This window comes from Streptomyces platensis, from assembly GCF_008704855.1.
GTDB lineage: Bacteria > Actinomycetota > Actinomycetes > Streptomycetales > Streptomycetaceae > Streptomyces > Streptomyces platensis.
Genome location: NZ_CP023691.1, coordinates 2,304,204 through 2,318,547, shown reverse-complemented (window position 1 = coordinate 2,318,547; position 14,344 = coordinate 2,304,204). Strand labels below are relative to the sequence as shown.

At 71.6% G+C, this 14,344-nt stretch carries 13 protein-coding genes; 8 read left to right on the top strand and 5 right to left on the bottom strand.

Annotated features, from left to right (window positions below):
• Nucleotides 1-63 precede the first annotated feature (63 nt).
• Both gltB and CP981_RS10020 read left to right on the top strand, forming a co-directional pair.
• Complete coding sequence (gene gltB, locus CP981_RS10025; protein ID WP_085924846.1) at nt 64-4,686, top strand: glutamate synthase large subunit; 4,623 nt, start codon at nt 64-66, stop codon at nt 4,684-4,686.
• Nucleotides 4,679-6,139: a glutamate synthase subunit beta gene (locus CP981_RS10020; protein ID WP_085924845.1), complete on the top strand. Its 1,461-nt coding sequence runs from the start codon at nt 4,679-4,681 to the stop codon at nt 6,137-6,139. Before gltB ends, CP981_RS10020 begins: the two co-directional genes overlap by 8 nt.
• 123 nt (nt 6,140-6,262) lie before the next feature.
• Here CP981_RS10020 and CP981_RS10015 read toward each other — a convergent pair whose 3' ends face one another.
• Nucleotides 6,263-6,832 carry a hypothetical protein gene (locus CP981_RS10015; RefSeq protein WP_085924844.1) on the bottom strand — a complete coding sequence of 190 codons (570 nt, stop codon included), beginning with the start codon at nt 6,830-6,832 and terminating at the stop codon, nt 6,263-6,265.
• A gap of 67 nt (nt 6,833-6,899) precedes the next feature.
• Between CP981_RS10015 and CP981_RS10010 the strand changes: the two genes are divergently transcribed.
• A complete protein-coding gene (locus tag CP981_RS10010) occupies nt 6,900-7,661 on the top strand; it encodes an ArsR/SmtB family transcription factor (RefSeq protein WP_085924843.1) in 762 nt (253 codons plus the stop codon).
• A 15-nt stretch (nt 7,662-7,676) separates the two neighbouring features.
• On the opposite strand, the gene CP981_RS10005 is transcribed toward CP981_RS10010, so the two are convergent.
• Nucleotides 7,677-8,258, bottom strand: a complete 582-nt coding sequence (locus tag CP981_RS10005; RefSeq protein WP_085924842.1) for a MarR family winged helix-turn-helix transcriptional regulator — start codon at nt 8,256-8,258, stop codon at nt 7,677-7,679.
• Between the two features lie 68 nt (nt 8,259-8,326).
• Here CP981_RS10005 and CP981_RS10000 point away from each other — a divergent pair, with 68 nt between their 5' ends.
• Nucleotides 8,327-9,049, top strand: a complete 723-nt coding sequence (locus tag CP981_RS10000) for an SDR family NAD(P)-dependent oxidoreductase (RefSeq protein ID WP_085924841.1) — start codon at nt 8,327-8,329, stop codon at nt 9,047-9,049.
• Nucleotides 9,050-9,089: 40 nt separating this feature from the next.
• On the opposite strand, the gene CP981_RS09995 is transcribed toward CP981_RS10000, so the two are convergent.
• Nucleotides 9,090-9,566, bottom strand: a complete 477-nt coding sequence (locus CP981_RS09995) for a PPOX class F420-dependent oxidoreductase (protein ID WP_085924840.1) — start codon at nt 9,564-9,566, stop codon at nt 9,090-9,092.
• Nucleotides 9,567-9,642: 76 nt separating this feature from the next.
• Nucleotides 9,643-10,131, bottom strand: coding sequence for a hypothetical protein (locus tag CP981_RS09990; protein WP_085924839.1), 489 nt, complete (start codon nt 10,129-10,131; stop codon nt 9,643-9,645).
• 157 nt (nt 10,132-10,288) lie between these two features.
• On the opposite strand from CP981_RS09990, the gene CP981_RS09985 reads away from it, so the two are divergent.
• Both CP981_RS09985 and CP981_RS09975 read left to right on the top strand, forming a co-directional pair.
• Nucleotides 10,289-11,023 carry an MBL fold metallo-hydrolase gene (locus CP981_RS09985; protein ID WP_085924838.1) on the top strand — a complete coding sequence of 245 codons (735 nt, stop codon included), beginning with the start codon at nt 10,289-10,291 and terminating at the stop codon, nt 11,021-11,023.
• Between the two features lie 211 nt (nt 11,024-11,234).
• Nucleotides 11,235-11,930, top strand: a complete 696-nt coding sequence (locus CP981_RS09975; protein ID WP_085924837.1) for an alpha/beta fold hydrolase — start codon at nt 11,235-11,237, stop codon at nt 11,928-11,930.
• 45 nt (nt 11,931-11,975) lie between these two features.
• Here the strand turns inward: CP981_RS09975 and CP981_RS09970 are convergent, their stop codons facing one another.
• The gene (locus CP981_RS09970) at nt 11,976-12,875 is read right to left on the bottom strand and encodes a hypothetical protein (protein WP_085924836.1); all 900 of its coding nucleotides are present in this window, start codon (nt 12,873-12,875) and stop codon (nt 11,976-11,978) included.
• A 264-nt stretch (nt 12,876-13,139) separates the two neighbouring features.
• Between CP981_RS09970 and CP981_RS09965 the strand changes: the two genes are divergently transcribed.
• Nucleotides 13,140-13,934, top strand: a complete 795-nt coding sequence (locus tag CP981_RS09965; RefSeq protein ID WP_085924835.1) for a S1 family peptidase — start codon at nt 13,140-13,142, stop codon at nt 13,932-13,934.
• A 217-nt stretch (nt 13,935-14,151) separates the two neighbouring features.
• Nucleotides 14,152-14,328: a hypothetical protein gene (locus CP981_RS37620; protein WP_158092650.1), complete on the top strand. Its 177-nt coding sequence runs from the start codon at nt 14,152-14,154 to the stop codon at nt 14,326-14,328.
• Nucleotides 14,329-14,344 lie beyond the last annotated feature (16 nt).

Here is a 14,344-nt window from a genome sequence, read left to right as displayed (position 1 = left end):
TTTCGCGGAGGGCCAACGTCGTCCCTCGGCAATGCCTATGCCACGACGACGTTGGGAGAGCCGATGCGTTTCGCGTCCACGCACTCCGCGACCACCAGCAGCAGCGACGCCGCAGCCTGGTCGCCCATGGACGGCCGCCCCGCCCAGCAGGGGATGTACGACCCCCGCAATGAGCACGACGCCTGTGGCGTCGGCTTTGTGGCCACCCTCACCGGCGAGGCCAGCCACGCACTGGTCGAGCAGGCGCTCACCGTCCTGACGAATCTGGAGCACCGCGGTGCCACCGGCTCCGAGCCCGACTCGGGCGACGGCGCCGGCATCCTGCTCCAGGTGCCGGACGCGTTCCTTCGCGAGAACGTCACCTTCGAGCTCCCCGAGGCCGGCGCCTACGCCGTCGGCATCGCCTTCCTCCCCTCCGATGCCCAGGAAGCGGCCGAGGCCGTCTCACGCATCGAGACGATCGCCGGCGAAGAAGGCCTGGACGTCATCGGCTGGCGCGTGGTCCCGGTCGCCCCGCAACTGCTCGGCAACGGCGCCCGCGCCACCATGCCGGCCTTCTCCCAGATCTTCGTGAGCGACGGGGTGAACACCGGCCTGGCGCTGGACCGCAAGGCCTTCGCGCTGCGCAAGCGCGCCGAGCGGGAGGCCGGGGTCTACTTCCCCTCGCTGTCCGCCCGGACGATCGTCTACAAGGGCATGCTGACCACCGGCCAGCTGGAGCCCTTCTTCCCGGACCTGTCCGACCGCCGCTTCGCCACCGCCATCGCGCTGGTCCACTCGCGGTTCTCCACCAACACCTTCCCGAGCTGGCCGCTGGCCCACCCGTACCGCTTCGTCGCGCACAACGGCGAGATCAACACGGTCAAGGGCAACCGCAACTGGATGCGCGCCCGTGAGTCGCAGCTCGCCACCAAGCTCTTCGGCGCGGAGAACGGCGAGGACGCCGAGAACCTCTCGCGGCTCTTCCCGGTCTGCACCCCGGACGCCTCCGACTCCGCCTCCTTCGACGAGGTCCTGGAGCTGCTCCACCTCGGCGGCCGGTCGCTGCCGCACTCCGTGCTGATGATGGTCCCCGAGGCGTGGGAGAACTCCCCCTCCATGGACCCGGCCCGGCGCGCCTTCTACCAGTACCACTCCACGATGATGGAGCCCTGGGACGGCCCGGCCTGTGTCACCTTCACCGACGGCACCCAGGTCGGCGCGGTCCTCGACCGCAACGGTCTGCGCCCCGGCCGCTACTGGGTCACCGACGACGGCCTGGTCGTGCTCTCCTCCGAGGTCGGCGTCCTGGACATCGACCCCGCGAAGGTCGTCCGCAAGGGCCGCCTCCAGCCCGGCCGGATGTTCCTCGTGGACACCGTCGAGGGCCGCATCATCGAGGACGACGAGATCAAGGCGCAGCTCGCCGCCGAGCAGCCCTACCAGGAGTGGCTGGAGTCCGGTCTGATCGAGCTCGCGGACCTGCCCGAGCGTGAGCACATCGTGCACACCCACGCCTCGGTCACCCGCCGCCAGCAGACCTTCGGCTACACCGAGGAAGAGCTGCGCGTCATCCTCGCCCCGATGGCCAAGGCCGGTGCCGAGCCGATCGGCTCGATGGGCACCGACTCGCCGATCGCCGCGCTCTCCGAGCGCCCCCGGCTGCTCTTCGACTACTTCACCCAGCTCTTCGCGCAGGTCACCAACCCGCCGCTGGATGCCATCCGCGAGGAGCTCGTCACCTCGCTGATCTCCTCGCTCGGCCCCCAGGGCAACCTCCTGGAGCCGACCGCGGCCTCCTGCCGCAGCGTGACCCTGCCCTTCCCGGTCATCGACAACGACGAGCTGGCCAAGCTCGTGCACATCAACGCCGACGGCGACATGCCCGGCATGAAGGCCGTGACCCTCTCCGGCCTCTACCGGGTCTCCGGCGGCGGCGAGTCGCTGGCCGCCCGGATCGAGGAGATCTGCGCCGAGGCCGACGCCGCCATCGACGACGGCGCCCGGCTGATCGTGCTCTCCGACCGGCACTCCGACGCCGAGCACGCGCCGATCCCGTCGCTGCTGCTCACCGCCGCGGTCCACCATCACCTCATCGGCACCAAGGAGCGCACCCAGGTCGGTCTGCTCGTCGAGGCCGGCGATGTGCGCGAGGTGCACCATGTCGCGCTGCTCATCGGCTTCGGTGCCGCGGCCGTCAACCCGTACCTGGCCATGGAGTCGGTCGAGGACCTGGTCCGGGCCGGCACCTTCCTGCCGGGTGTCGAGGCCGAGACCGCCATCAAGAACCTGATCAAGGCGCTCGGCAAGGGCGTCCTGAAGGTCATGTCCAAGATGGGCATCTCGACCGTCGCCTCCTACCGGGGCGCGCAGGTCTTCGAGGCCGTCGGCCTGGACGAGGAGTTCGTCGAGAAGTACTTCCACGGCACCGCCACCAAGATCGGCGGCGCCGGCCTGGACGTCATCGCCAAGGAGGTCGCAGCCCGGCACGCCAAGGCCTACCCGGCCTCCGGCATCGCCGCCACGCACCGCGCGCTGGAGATCGGCGGCGAGTACCAGTGGCGCCGCGAGGGCGAGCCGCACCTCTTCGACCCGGACACCGTCTTCCGGCTCCAGCACTCCACCCGCTCGCGCCGCTACGACATCTTCAAGCAGTACACCGAGCGGGTGAACGAGCAGTCCGAGCGGCTGATGACGCTGCGCGGCCTGTTCTCCTTCGCCTCCGAGCGCCCCTCGATCCCGATCGAGGAGGTCGAGCCGGCGTCCGAGATCGTCAAGCGCTTCTCCACCGGCGCCATGTCGTACGGCTCCATCTCCCAGGAGGCGCACGAGACGCTGGCCATCGCCATGAACCAGCTGGGCGGCAAGTCCAACACCGGTGAGGGCGGCGAGGACCCCGAGCGGCTCTACGACCCGGCGCGGCGCTCGTCCATCAAGCAGGTCGCCTCCGGCCGCTTCGGTGTGACGTCCGAGTACCTCGTCAACTCCGACGACATCCAGATCAAGATGGCCCAGGGCGCCAAGCCCGGCGAGGGCGGCCAGCTGCCCGGCCACAAGGTCTACCCGTGGGTCGCCAAGACCCGGCACTCCACCCCGGGCGTCGGCCTGATCTCCCCGCCGCCGCACCACGACATCTACTCCATCGAGGACCTGGCTCAGCTGATCCACGACCTCAAGAACGCCAACCCGCAGGCCCGCATCCACGTGAAGCTGGTCTCCGAGGTCGGCGTCGGCACGGTCGCCGCGGGTGTCTCCAAGGCGCACGCGGACGTGGTCCTGATCTCCGGCCACGACGGCGGTACGGGTGCCTCCCCGCTGACCTCCCTCAAGCACGCGGGTGGTCCCTGGGAGCTGGGCCTGGCCGAGACCCAGCAGACGCTGCTGCTCAACGGCCTGCGCGACCGGATCGTGGTGCAGACCGACGGCCAGCTCAAGACCGGCCGCGATGTCGTCATCGCCGCGCTGCTGGGCGCCGAGGAGTTCGGCTTCGCGACCGCGCCGCTGGTCGTCTCCGGCTGCGTCATGATGCGCGTGTGCCACCTGGACACCTGCCCGGTCGGCATCGCCACCCAGAACCCGACGCTGCGCGAGCGGTTCAGCGGCAAGGCCGAGTACATCGTCAACTTCTTCCAGTTCATCGCCGAAGAAGTCCGTGAGCTGCTGGCCGAGCTGGGCTTCCGCACCCTCGACGAGGCCATCGGCCACGCCGAGCTGCTGAACACCTCCCGCGCCGTGAACCACTGGAAGGCGCAGGGCCTGGACCTGGCCCCGCTGCTGCACGTCCCCGAGCTGGCCGAGGGCGCGGTGCGCCACCAGGTCATCGAGCAGGACCACGGCCTGGAGAAGGCGCTCGACAACGAGCTGATCAAGCTCGCCGCCGACGCCCTGGCCGCGGACACCGCCGAGGAGGCCCAGCCGGTCCGGGCACAGATCGCGATCCGGAACATCAACCGGACCGTCGGCACCATGCTCGGCCACGAGGTCACCAAGAAGTTCGGTGGCGCGGGCCTGCCCGACGACACCATCGACATCACCTTCACCGGCTCGGCCGGCCAGTCCTTCGGCGCGTTCCTGCCGCGCGGCATCACGCTGCGCCTGGAGGGCGACGCCAACGACTACGTCGGCAAGGGCCTGTCCGGCGGCCGGGTCGTGGTCCGCCCGGACCGCGGCGCCGACCACCTGGCGGAGTACTCCACCATCGCCGGCAACACCCTCGCCTACGGCGCCACCGGCGGCGAGCTGTACCTGCGCGGCCGGGTCGGCGAGCGCTTCTGCGTCCGCAACTCCGGTGCCACGGTGGTCTCCGAGGGCGTCGGCGACCACGGCTGCGAGTACATGACCGGCGGCAACGCGGTCGTGCTGGGCGAGACGGGCCGCAACTTCGCGGCCGGTATGTCCGGCGGCTTCGCCTACGTCATCGACCTCGACAAGGCCAACGTCAACAAGGAGCTCGTCGACGCCGTCCACACGCTGGACGACGCCGACAAGCAGTGGCTGCACGACGTCGTGCAGCGCCACCAGGAGGAGACCGGCTCGACCGTCGCCGCCAAGCTCCTCGCCGACTGGGATGCCGCGGCCGCGCGCTTCAGCAAGGTCATCCCGCCCACCTACCAGGCAGTGCTCGTCGCCAAGGACGCCGCTGAGCAGGCCGGACTCTCCGAGTCCGAGACCCACGAGAAGATGATGGAGGCGGCGACCAATGGCTGACCCCAAGGGCTTCCTGAACCACGAGCGCGAGGTCGCCAAGACCCGCCCCGTCGAGGAGCGCGTCAAGGACTGGAACGAGGTCTACCAACCCGGCTCCCTGCTGCCGATCATCAGCAAGCAGGCGTCGCGCTGCATGGACTGCGGTATCCCGTTCTGCCACAACGGCTGCCCGCTCGGAAACCTCATCCCCGAGTGGAACGACTACGCCTACCGCGAGGACTGGACCGAGGCCAGCGAGCGGCTGCACGCGACCAACAACTTCCCGGAGTTCACCGGCCGTCTGTGCCCCGCGCCCTGTGAGGCCGCCTGTGTGCTGGGCATCAACCAGCCGCCGGTGACCATCAAGAACGTCGAGGTCTCCATCATCGACAAGGCGTGGGACAACGGCGACGTCACCCCGCAGCCGCCCGAGCGCCTCTCCGGCAAGACCGTCGCCGTCATCGGCTCCGGACCGGCCGGTCTGGCCGCCGCCCAGCAGCTGACCCGGGCCGGCCACACCGTCGCCGTCTACGAGCGCGCGGACCGTATCGGCGGCCTTCTCCGCTACGGCATCCCCGAGTTCAAGATGGAGAAGCGCCACATCAACCGCCGCATCGAGCAGATGCGCGCGGAGGGCACCAAGTTCCGTACCGAGGTGGAGATCGGCCGCGACCTCGACGCGAAGAAGCTGCGCAAGCGCTACGACGCCGTCGTCATCGCCGCCGGTTCCACCACCTCCCGTGACCTGCCGGTGCCCGGCCGTGAGCTGAACGGCATCCACTTCGCGATGGAGTACCTGCCGCTCGCCAACAAGGTGCAGGAGGGCGATCTGACCGTCGCCCCGATCAGCGCCGAGGGCAAGCACGTCGTCGTCATCGGCGGCGGCGACACCGGCGCGGACTGCGTCGGCACCGCCCACCGCCAGGGCGCGGCCTCCGTCACCCAGCTGGAGATCATGGGCAAGCCGGGCGAGGAGCGGAACGCCAACCAGCCCTGGCCGACCTTCCCGATGCTCTACAAGGTCACCTCCGCGCACGAGGAGGGCGGCGAGCGGGTCTACTCCGTCTCCACCACCCACTTCGAGGGCGACGAGGACGGCAACGTCCAGTGGCTGCACCTGACCGAGGTGGAGTTCAAGGACGGCCGGCCGGAGCCGAAGCCCGGCACCGAGCGGAAGATCCCGGCCCAGCTGGTCACCCTCGCCATGGGCTTCACCGGCACCGACCAGGAGAACGGCCTGGTCGAGCAGTTCGGCCTGGAGCTCGACCCGCGCGGCAACGTCGCCCGTGACGGTGACTTCGCCACCAACGTCCCCGGTGTGTTCGTCGCCGGTGACGCGGGCCGTGGCCAGTCCCTGATCGTGTGGGCCATCGCCGAGGGCCGTTCCGCGGCCAAGGGCGTGGATCGCTTCCTGACCGGAGTCAGCGCGCTGCCGGCTCCCATCAAGCCGACGGACCGGGCACTCACCGTGTGACCGACCGTCCCCCGATGTCCCGTACAACGTCGTGCGGAACAATCGCGGCGCCTGCCTCCTCCCCCGACCGGAGGGCAGGCGCCGCGGCATTTTTGGCGGCCCCGGGCCCGGTGTGCCGGCGCCCTACGCGCCACCTCGGGCGGCTGGGAAACGCCGCCCCAACTGCCGTGCCATCTCCTGTGCGGAGGCCGGTACGGCCTGCGGCGGGGGAGTGGCCGGCGGCCGGAAGTCATGCACCGGCGGATGCCAGCCCCCCAGGTCGATCCGCCGGTCGCCCAGCGGCAGCACCCACCGCGGATCGGCATGCACCCGCAGCACCTGCGCCTCGATCTGTGTCCACGCCCCGTCGGTGACCGTCCGCTCGCCGACCCGGCGCGCCTCCAACTGCACCGGACAGTGCACCAGCCGGGGCGGCCGCACCAGCTCGGACGGCTCCGTCCACGGCGCGTCCGTGGACGGCATGGCGCTCGCCCCCTCCTCGGCCCCCGTCCCGTCCGGCGGCAGATTGAAGACCACGTCCGGGCGTACCGCGAGATTGCGCGCGGTCCGGCCGCGGGCCGGCAGCCAGACGCTGACGACCGGTCCGAGCTCCCACCGGATGCGCAGCTCGATCAGGACGAAGGTTCCGTCGTCGTTCTCCGTGGACAGCAGCGCCGGGGCGACCGAACTGCTTTTCTCCAGCGCGCCTTTCATGCTGCCGAGGATAGAAGCCGGACGATTCGGTGCTCACCGAAATGTTATGAGAGGTTACTCTGTGTAGATGAACCGATGGGACGCCGATCAGGAAAGCGTCGCGGAAACCCCCGACCTGGCCGCCCTCGCGGCGCTGCTCGCGGACCGCACCCGTGCCGCGATCTGTATGGCCCTGCTCGACGGCGGCGCCTGGACCGCCGGCGAACTGGCCGAGTACGCCGCGGTGGCGCCGTCCACCACCACCGAGCACCTCAACCTCCTGGTCGCCGGCGGCCTCCTTGCCGAGGAACGCCAGGGGCGGCGGCGCTACGTCCGGCTGGCCGGGCCGGAGACCGCGGAGACCCTGGAGAACCTCGCCGGCCTCGCCCCCTACCGCCGCGTCCCGGTCCGCTCGCTGGCCGAGGCCAACCACCGCCGCGCCCTGCACCACGCCCGGACCTGCTACGACCACATCGCCGGCGCCCTCGGCGTCGCCATCGCCGACGCGATGACCGAACGCGGCCTGCTGGCCCGGGACTACGGCCTGGTGCTGACCGCCGCCGGCGCCGACTGGCTCACCGCGCTCGGTCTCCCCGACACCGCGCCGCGGGACGCCCACCGGGCCCATGTCCGCACCTGCCTCGACTGGACGGTGCGCCGGCAGCATCTCTCCGGCGCGGTCGGCGCCGCCCTCTACCGGCACGCCCTGGAACGCGCCTGGGTCGTCAAGGCCGTCGCCACCCGCATCCTCACCGTCACCGCGGCGGGCCGGGCGGCCTTCCGCGCACAGCTCGGCCTCCCCGACGAGGCGCTTTTTCCGTCCCTCACGCTCCAGCCGCCCCGCGGCTGACAGTCTGGGCGCTTCTCAGACGTCACCGACCTGGCTGATCCGGTCGTCGCCGAGCTTGCGCTGGGTGTCCTGCAGTAGGGTCCGCAGCAGACCGGCGAGCTGTGTCTGCTGGCCGGGGGTCAGGCCGTCGATCAACTCCGCCTCGCGGTAGAGCACTTGGTCGACGGTGGCCTCGACGAGTTCATGGCCGGCCGGGGTCAGCTCGACCAGGACCGTGCGCGGTCGGCCCTCGCCGGGCCGGCGGGTCACCAGCCCCTCGCGCTCGGCACGGGCCACCCGCTGGGAGACCGCCCCCGCGGTGACCATGGAGCGGCGGCCGAGCTCACGGGTCGTCAGGGTGTAGGGCGCGCCGCCGCGGCGCAGCACGCTGAGCAGATCGAGGGTGGCCGGGTCCACCCCGGCGCGGGTCAGTACCCGGCGCCGGTCGTCGCCCAGCAGCTTCGCCAGCTGCCAGATCGGTGTCACGATCCCGATCGAGGAGACCGGTGTGCCGGGCCGCTCGCGCTCCCAGGCGGCCGCGATCTCCTCCACGGGGTACGCCGAGGCGCGTGCCCCCGCCCGGTCGCGGCCGTCCTGCGCCTCGGGTTCTCTTGCCACGGGGCCTCCCGTCGATGTTATGTTCAGGTCTAAATTTAGGTCTGAACGTGATGGACGGAGCTCAGCATATGTCACGCACCATCCTGGTCACCGGCGGCGGAACCGGCATCGGACGCGCCGTCGCCCACCACTTCGCGGAGCACGGCGACGAGGTCGTCGTCACCGGCCGGCGCCTCGCGCCCCTGGAAGAGACCGCGGCCGGCCGGGCGACCGTCCGGCCGCTGGTGTGCGACCACACCGACCCGCGGTCGCTCACCGAACTGCTCGCTCGGCTCCCCGAACGGATCGACGTGCTGGTCAACAACGCCGGCGCCAACACCGACCTCGATGCCGAGGAGGCCACCGATCTGGCCTCCTACGCCCGGGACTTCCGCGCCAACCTCGACGCGAACCTGGTCAGCGCCGCCCTGACCACCAGGGCGCTGGACGGCAGGCTGGCGGCCGGCGGCGCGGTCGTCCAGCTAGGGTCGATCGCCGCCGACCAGGGCGGCGGCGCCTACGGGGCGGCCAAGGCCGGCCTCGCCTCCTGGAACGTCGAACTGTCCCGGAACCTCGGCCCCCGCGACATCACCGCCAATGTCGTCGCGCCGGGCTATATCGCCGACACCGATTTCTTCCGCGACAAGCTCACCGACGAGCGCCGCGACCGGCTGGTGGCCGCCGCGGCGGTGCGCCGCGCCGGATCCCCGGAAGACATCGCCGGGACGGTGGCCTTCCTGGCGTCCCCGGCGGCCCGGCACATCACCGGCCAGGTCCTGAACGTCAACGGCGGTACCCGCACCACCCGTTGACGCCCGGTCCGGCCGGTTCAAGAGGTGCTGCGGACACCCCCTAGGAGCCGCCGCCCTCCGTGAGACGGGCCGGGAAACCGCCGGTGGCGACCGGGCCCCAGCGCAGCGGTGTCACCCGGATCAGTGACTTGCCCTGCTTGCGCATGGCCTCCCGGTACTGGTCCCAGTCCGGGTGCTCACCGGCGATGTTGCGGTAGTACTCGACCAGCGGCTCGATGGCGTCCGGGGTGTCGATGACCTCGGCCTCGCCGTCGATCTGCACCCACGGGCCGTTCCACTCGTCGGACAGCACGATGACGCTGACCGACGAGACCCGGCGGGCGTTGCGGACCTTGGCGCGCTCCGGATACGTCGCCATCACCAGCCGCCCGGAGTCGTCCACCCCGCACGTCAGCGGCGAGCCCTGCGGGGTGCCGTCGGAGCGGCGGGTGAGCAGGATCGCGCGATGGCGGGAGCGGACGAACTCCAGCAGCTCGGGCAGTTCGACACGGGTGTTGGTGGCGGTGGAAGGACTCATGCGGGTGAGCCTAGGGCGTGGAGTGCCCTCCGGGCCGGAGCCGCGGAGCCGGTCCACCGCCGCGTCGGACCGGCGGTCAGCTCTTGAAGAGCTCCTTGCCGGTGGCCGCGTCCACGACCTTGCGGTCGCCCAGCGCGCTCTTGAGCTGCACCTTCACCTTGTCGGTGGCCAGCTGCTCGGTGCACATCCCCTTGGAGCTCTTCCGCTTGCCCCAGCCGGTGATCACCACCAGGTCCTTCGACTCATGGCCGCGGGCGCCGAAGTCCACATCGCAGGCGCTGTGCCCGACGGTCACGGTGATCTCCCGTGCCCCGGTGTCCTTGGGGCGGTCCGCGCCGGCCAGCGGCAGCAGCGCCTGCTGCCGCCCGGTGACCGGGGAGACCTTCGGCCAGTGCCGCACGATCTGGTCCGCCCGCTGCTCGAAGGCGTCCGGCTTCTTCGGCGGCGGCGCGCTGCCCACGGTCTGCTGCTTCTGGCCGCAGCCGGACAGTACGGCGGTGCCGGCCACCGCCAGCGCGAGCACGGTGGTGAGGGAACGGGTGCGGGAGAGGTGGGATCCTCGCATGACTTGCCTCCTTGGTGTTCGGCGATGAGACGCACCGAAGGCAAGACAGGTTCCGGCCGCGTTCGGCCGCGCTGGGCCGGGGCGTCCGCTCTGCGCTCAATCCGCCCACGGCGCAACGGCCGGTGGTCAGCGGCGCGGTCCGGTTAGCGTCCCGGCCATGGACACACTTACCGAGATCACCCCCACCGTCTGGCAACTCGCCTTCCCCGTAGGGCATGTGTACCTCGCCGCCCTCCCCGACGACGGATACGCCGTGGTCGACACCGGCATCCCCGGCTCGGCCCCCGCCGTCCTCGATGCGCTGGCCCGGCTCGGCGGCCGGCCGGACCAGCTGCGGCAGATCGTGCTCACCCACTATCACGTGGACCACATGGGCTCCGCCGCCGACCTGGTCGCCGCCACCGGCGCCCGGGTCCTGGCCGGCGCCCTGGAGGCCCCGTACATCCGCGGCAGTGTCCCCGAACCCGTGCCGGCGCTCAGCCCTGCGGAACGGTCGCTGCATGAAGGGATCATGGCCGATTTCGCGACCGCCGGGATGCCGCCGCTGCGCCCCGTCGAGGTCGATGTCGCACTCCACGACGGAGACACCCTCGACGGCTGGGCGGAGCCGGTGCGGGTGCTGCACGTCCCCGGCCACACCCCCGGCGGGATCGCACTGCACCTCCCCGAGAGCCGGCTGCTCTTCCCCGGCGACATCATGGGCACCAGCCCCGACGGCACCCGCGTGGTCCTCGGCCCCATCAACGTCGCCCGTGAGGAAGCCATCGCCTCCTTCCGGCGGCTCGCCGCCCTCGACGCGGTCGACACGGTGTGCGTCCCGCACGGCGTCCCGCTCCGCACCGGCACCCGCGCCATCCTGGCCGCGGCCACCCCGGAGACGGACTGGCTGTGAGCGCCCCGGACGGCGTCGGAGCAGGTCGGCGACCAGGCCGGCGATCTGCTCCGGGCGTGTGATCTCGGCGCGGACGCTGGTCAGCCGGGGGCGCAGCAGCCGCGCCGGCAGCAGATCGTCCGTGTAACGTCGGGCCGGTGCGCCACCGGACCGGCGAACGGGACCGGACCCCCGGGAGCCGGAGCGCGCGGGAATCGAGGAGAGGCAGGGCATGCAGCTGCACACCCACGAATGGGGCACCGGCGAACGCGTCGCGGTGCTGGTCCACGGCCTGATGTCCGATCACCGCACCTGGCACCGCGTCGGTCCGGCGCTCGCCGACCGCGGCTACCGGGTGCTCGCCGTCGATCTGCGCGGCCACGGCCGCAGCCCGCGCGGCCCGTACGACACCGAGCTGTTCGCCGAGGACCTCGTGGAGACCCTGCCCACCGCACCCGAGGTCGCCATCGGCCACTCCCTGGGCGGGCTGGCGCTGTCCCGGGCGGTGGAGCGGCTCCAGCCGCGGCGGGCGGTGTACTGCGATCCGGCCTGGTCGCTCGCCAGGGTCGGACAGCCCGTCGACCCGGCCCTGTTCGTCGCGTTCAAGCGGGCCGGCCGGGAGATGGTGCGGACCTTCAACCCGCGCTGGTCCGAGGCCGATGTCGACCTCGAACTGGCCACCGTCGCGGACTGGGACACCGGGACCGCCCTCGCGCTGTCCGCCGTCCACCTCCAGGACCACACGCCCGAGAAGCCGGTCGTCCCGTCCCTGGTGCAGTTCGCGGGGGAGGGGTTCCTCTTCTCCGCGCAGGCGGCGGCCGAGCTGACCGAGCGGGGCTTCGAGGTCCGTACGGTGCCCCGCACGGGCCACACCATCCACCGGGACGACTTCGACGGCTTCATGGCCGGCCTGGAGGGGTGGGTCTAGGAACGGCCCGGGAGCCGAGCGCCCCGCGCAGCGGCCGGCGACCCGTCAGGTGTCACAGTCCAGCAGCGTCTTGCACAGCCCGCAGCGCGCCTGGAGCCGGCCGCGGACCGGGACCCGGATCCGCTGATGGCAGGCCGGGCAGGGGAACGACACCCGCAGTGGCGACGGGCCCTCGAAGGCATAGCCCTCGGCCGTGGCGGCCGGCCGGCCCGTGCGCCGCGGATCCTGCGCCGCCCGGCGGTCCTTGGCATAGCGCAGCCGGGCGGCCCAGCCCGCACCGGCGAGCGGGGGCCGGCGCAGGTCCTGGCGGGCCCGCGCGGCGCCCGCCGTGTACGCGTCGTACGCCTGCGGGCTGGTGAACCACGGCGCCGGGTCCTCCCCGAAGAACCGGGCCCGCTTGGCGAGGACATAGCCGAACTCCTCCGGCGTCAGATAGCCCAGCTTCTGCGAGAACGGGCCGTGCTCCCGGTAGGCGTCCAGCAGCAGCCAGCCCGCGCCGAGGTAGGCGGCGGCGGTGTCGGTGAGGATCTCGTTGTCACGGGTGCCGGGAAACGCCAGATCCAGACGGTGCAGCGCGACATGCGTCACCTCATGGGCCAGCGCGGCGCCGATGTCCTTGCGGTGCGTGCGGAAGCGGTCGTTGAGCTCGATGAAGTACTCCGGACCCGCGGTCAGTTCGACATTCGCGGCATGCTCCATCTCGCGGAAGGTGATCACCGCCCGCGCGTCCGGCAGATGCAGTTGCCGGATCATGGCACCGGCCACCCGCTGCGCGCCCAGATGCAGATCCTCGTCCTCGCCGAAGGCCACATCGACCGGCAGCACGCTGGTGTCGAAGGTGCGCACCGTGTCGTACGACAGGCGTTTGAACAGGGCGTGGAGGGCTGAACGCACCGTGTCGAGGTGGGGGTAGCCGTGCTCGATCGCTCTGCCGCCGGTGGTCACCCGGCCACTGTACGGGGGGCCGGGAAAGTCCGGAATGAGGTGTACGGGCGTGGCGCGTACGGGAGTTGGCCGGATGCGCACCCTTGTCACTCTGATCGGCCACTCCACATAATCACAGAGCGCTGTACGGACTCATCCCCCACTGGGTCCGGACGCCTCACGGTGTGCTGTCGTCCGTCATGTGCTGTGTGCGGCGGTCACATCCGGCTCCGGTGTTGGCATGGGCTCGTCATCGACGTGCAACCCCCCACGAAAGGAAGCCCGTTGCGCACCTACCGGAAGCCCCTCAAGAGAACCCTCGCCGTCGGCGCGGTCGCCCTGGCCGCCTTCAGCCTCCAGCCCGGCTCGGCCTCGGCCGCCCCCTCCTCCGAACCGTCCACCAAGGTCGTCGGCGGCACCAAGGCCGACCAGGGTGAATTCCCCTTCATGGTCCGGCTGTCGATGGGCTGCGGCGGCGCCCTCTACGCCAAGGACATCGTGCTCACCGCGGCGCACTGCGTCGACGGCAGCGGCGACAACACCTCCATCACCGCCACCGCCGGCGTGGTCGACCTGGAGGACTCCGCCGCCGTCAAGGTCAACTCCACCAAGGTCCTCCAGGCCCCCGGCTACAACGGCAAGGGCAAGGACTGGGCCCTGATCAAGCTCGCCAAGCCGATAGACCAGCCCACCCTGAAGATCGCCGAGGACGACAAGCTCAACAGCGGCGACTTCACCATCGCCGGCTGGGGCGCCGACAAGGAAGGCGGCGACCAGCAGCGCTACCTCCTCAAGGCGACCGTGCCGTTCGTCGACGACGCCGCCTGCCAGAAGGCGTACGGCGACCAGCTGACGCCCGGCGACGAGATCTGCGCCGGCAAGGTGGACACCGGCGGCGTCGACACCTGCCAGGGCGACTCCGGTGGCCCGATGTTCCGCAAGGACGACGCCGGCCAGTGGCTCCAGGTCGGCATCGTCTCCTGGGGCGAGGGCTGCGCACGACCCGGCAAGCCCGGTGTCTACAGCGAGGTGAGCGCCTTCGCCGCCAACATCAAGAAGGCCGCGGGCGAACTGGGCTGACCGGCTCCCCGCACACCGAGGGCCCGGGGAACTGCCCCCGGGCCCTTCGCCGGGCCGGAAGTCCCGGACCTCGGTCCCGGTCCTTGGTCCCGCCCCGCCACGGCCCTTGGTCCGTCAGCCCCGGGACCAAATACGGGTTCCCGGCCGGGCCCTGTGCCGCCACGGATGACCGGACGGCCTCTGGGCGGCCCCGCGCCCGCTCCCTAGCGTGAACGGCATGACCCCCGAGCCCCGCCGCCGGCCCCCGGCGCCCGACCGCGACCGCCGCACCACCGTCTTCGCCGCCCTGCTCCTCGCCGCCTCCGCCGCGGCCCTCGCCTACGTCCTGCTCGGCGGTCATCACGACCCCCTTGAGACACCGGACGATGCCCCCACGACTGCGGCGTGGGGGTGAACCGCACGGCAACACC

Bases quoted from the DNA above. Each gene is read 5' to 3' on its own strand.
- gltB (WP_085924846.1), top strand. From the start codon at position 64: ATGCGTTTCGCGTCCACGCACTCCGCGACCACCAGCAGCAGCGACGCC.
- CP981_RS10020 (WP_085924845.1), top strand. From the start codon at position 4,679: ATGGCTGACCCCAAGGGCTTCCTGAACCACGAGCGCGAGGTCGCCAAG.
- CP981_RS10015 (WP_085924844.1), bottom strand. From the start codon at position 6,832: ATGAAAGGCGCGCTGGAGAAAAGCAGTTCGGTCGCCCCGGCGCTGCTG.
- CP981_RS10010 (WP_085924843.1), top strand. From the start codon at position 6,900: ATGAACCGATGGGACGCCGATCAGGAAAGCGTCGCGGAAACCCCCGAC.
- CP981_RS10000 (WP_085924841.1), top strand. From the start codon at position 8,327: ATGTCACGCACCATCCTGGTCACCGGCGGCGGAACCGGCATCGGACGC.
- CP981_RS09995 (WP_085924840.1), bottom strand. From the start codon at position 9,566: ATGAGTCCTTCCACCGCCACCAACACCCGTGTCGAACTGCCCGAGCTG.
- CP981_RS09990 (WP_085924839.1), bottom strand. From the start codon at position 10,131: ATGCGAGGATCCCACCTCTCCCGCACCCGTTCCCTCACCACCGTGCTC.
- CP981_RS09985 (WP_085924838.1), top strand. From the start codon at position 10,289: ATGGACACACTTACCGAGATCACCCCCACCGTCTGGCAACTCGCCTTC.
- CP981_RS09975 (WP_085924837.1), top strand. From the start codon at position 11,235: ATGCAGCTGCACACCCACGAATGGGGCACCGGCGAACGCGTCGCGGTG.
- CP981_RS37620 (WP_158092650.1), top strand. From the start codon at position 14,152: ATGACCCCCGAGCCCCGCCGCCGGCCCCCGGCGCCCGACCGCGACCGC.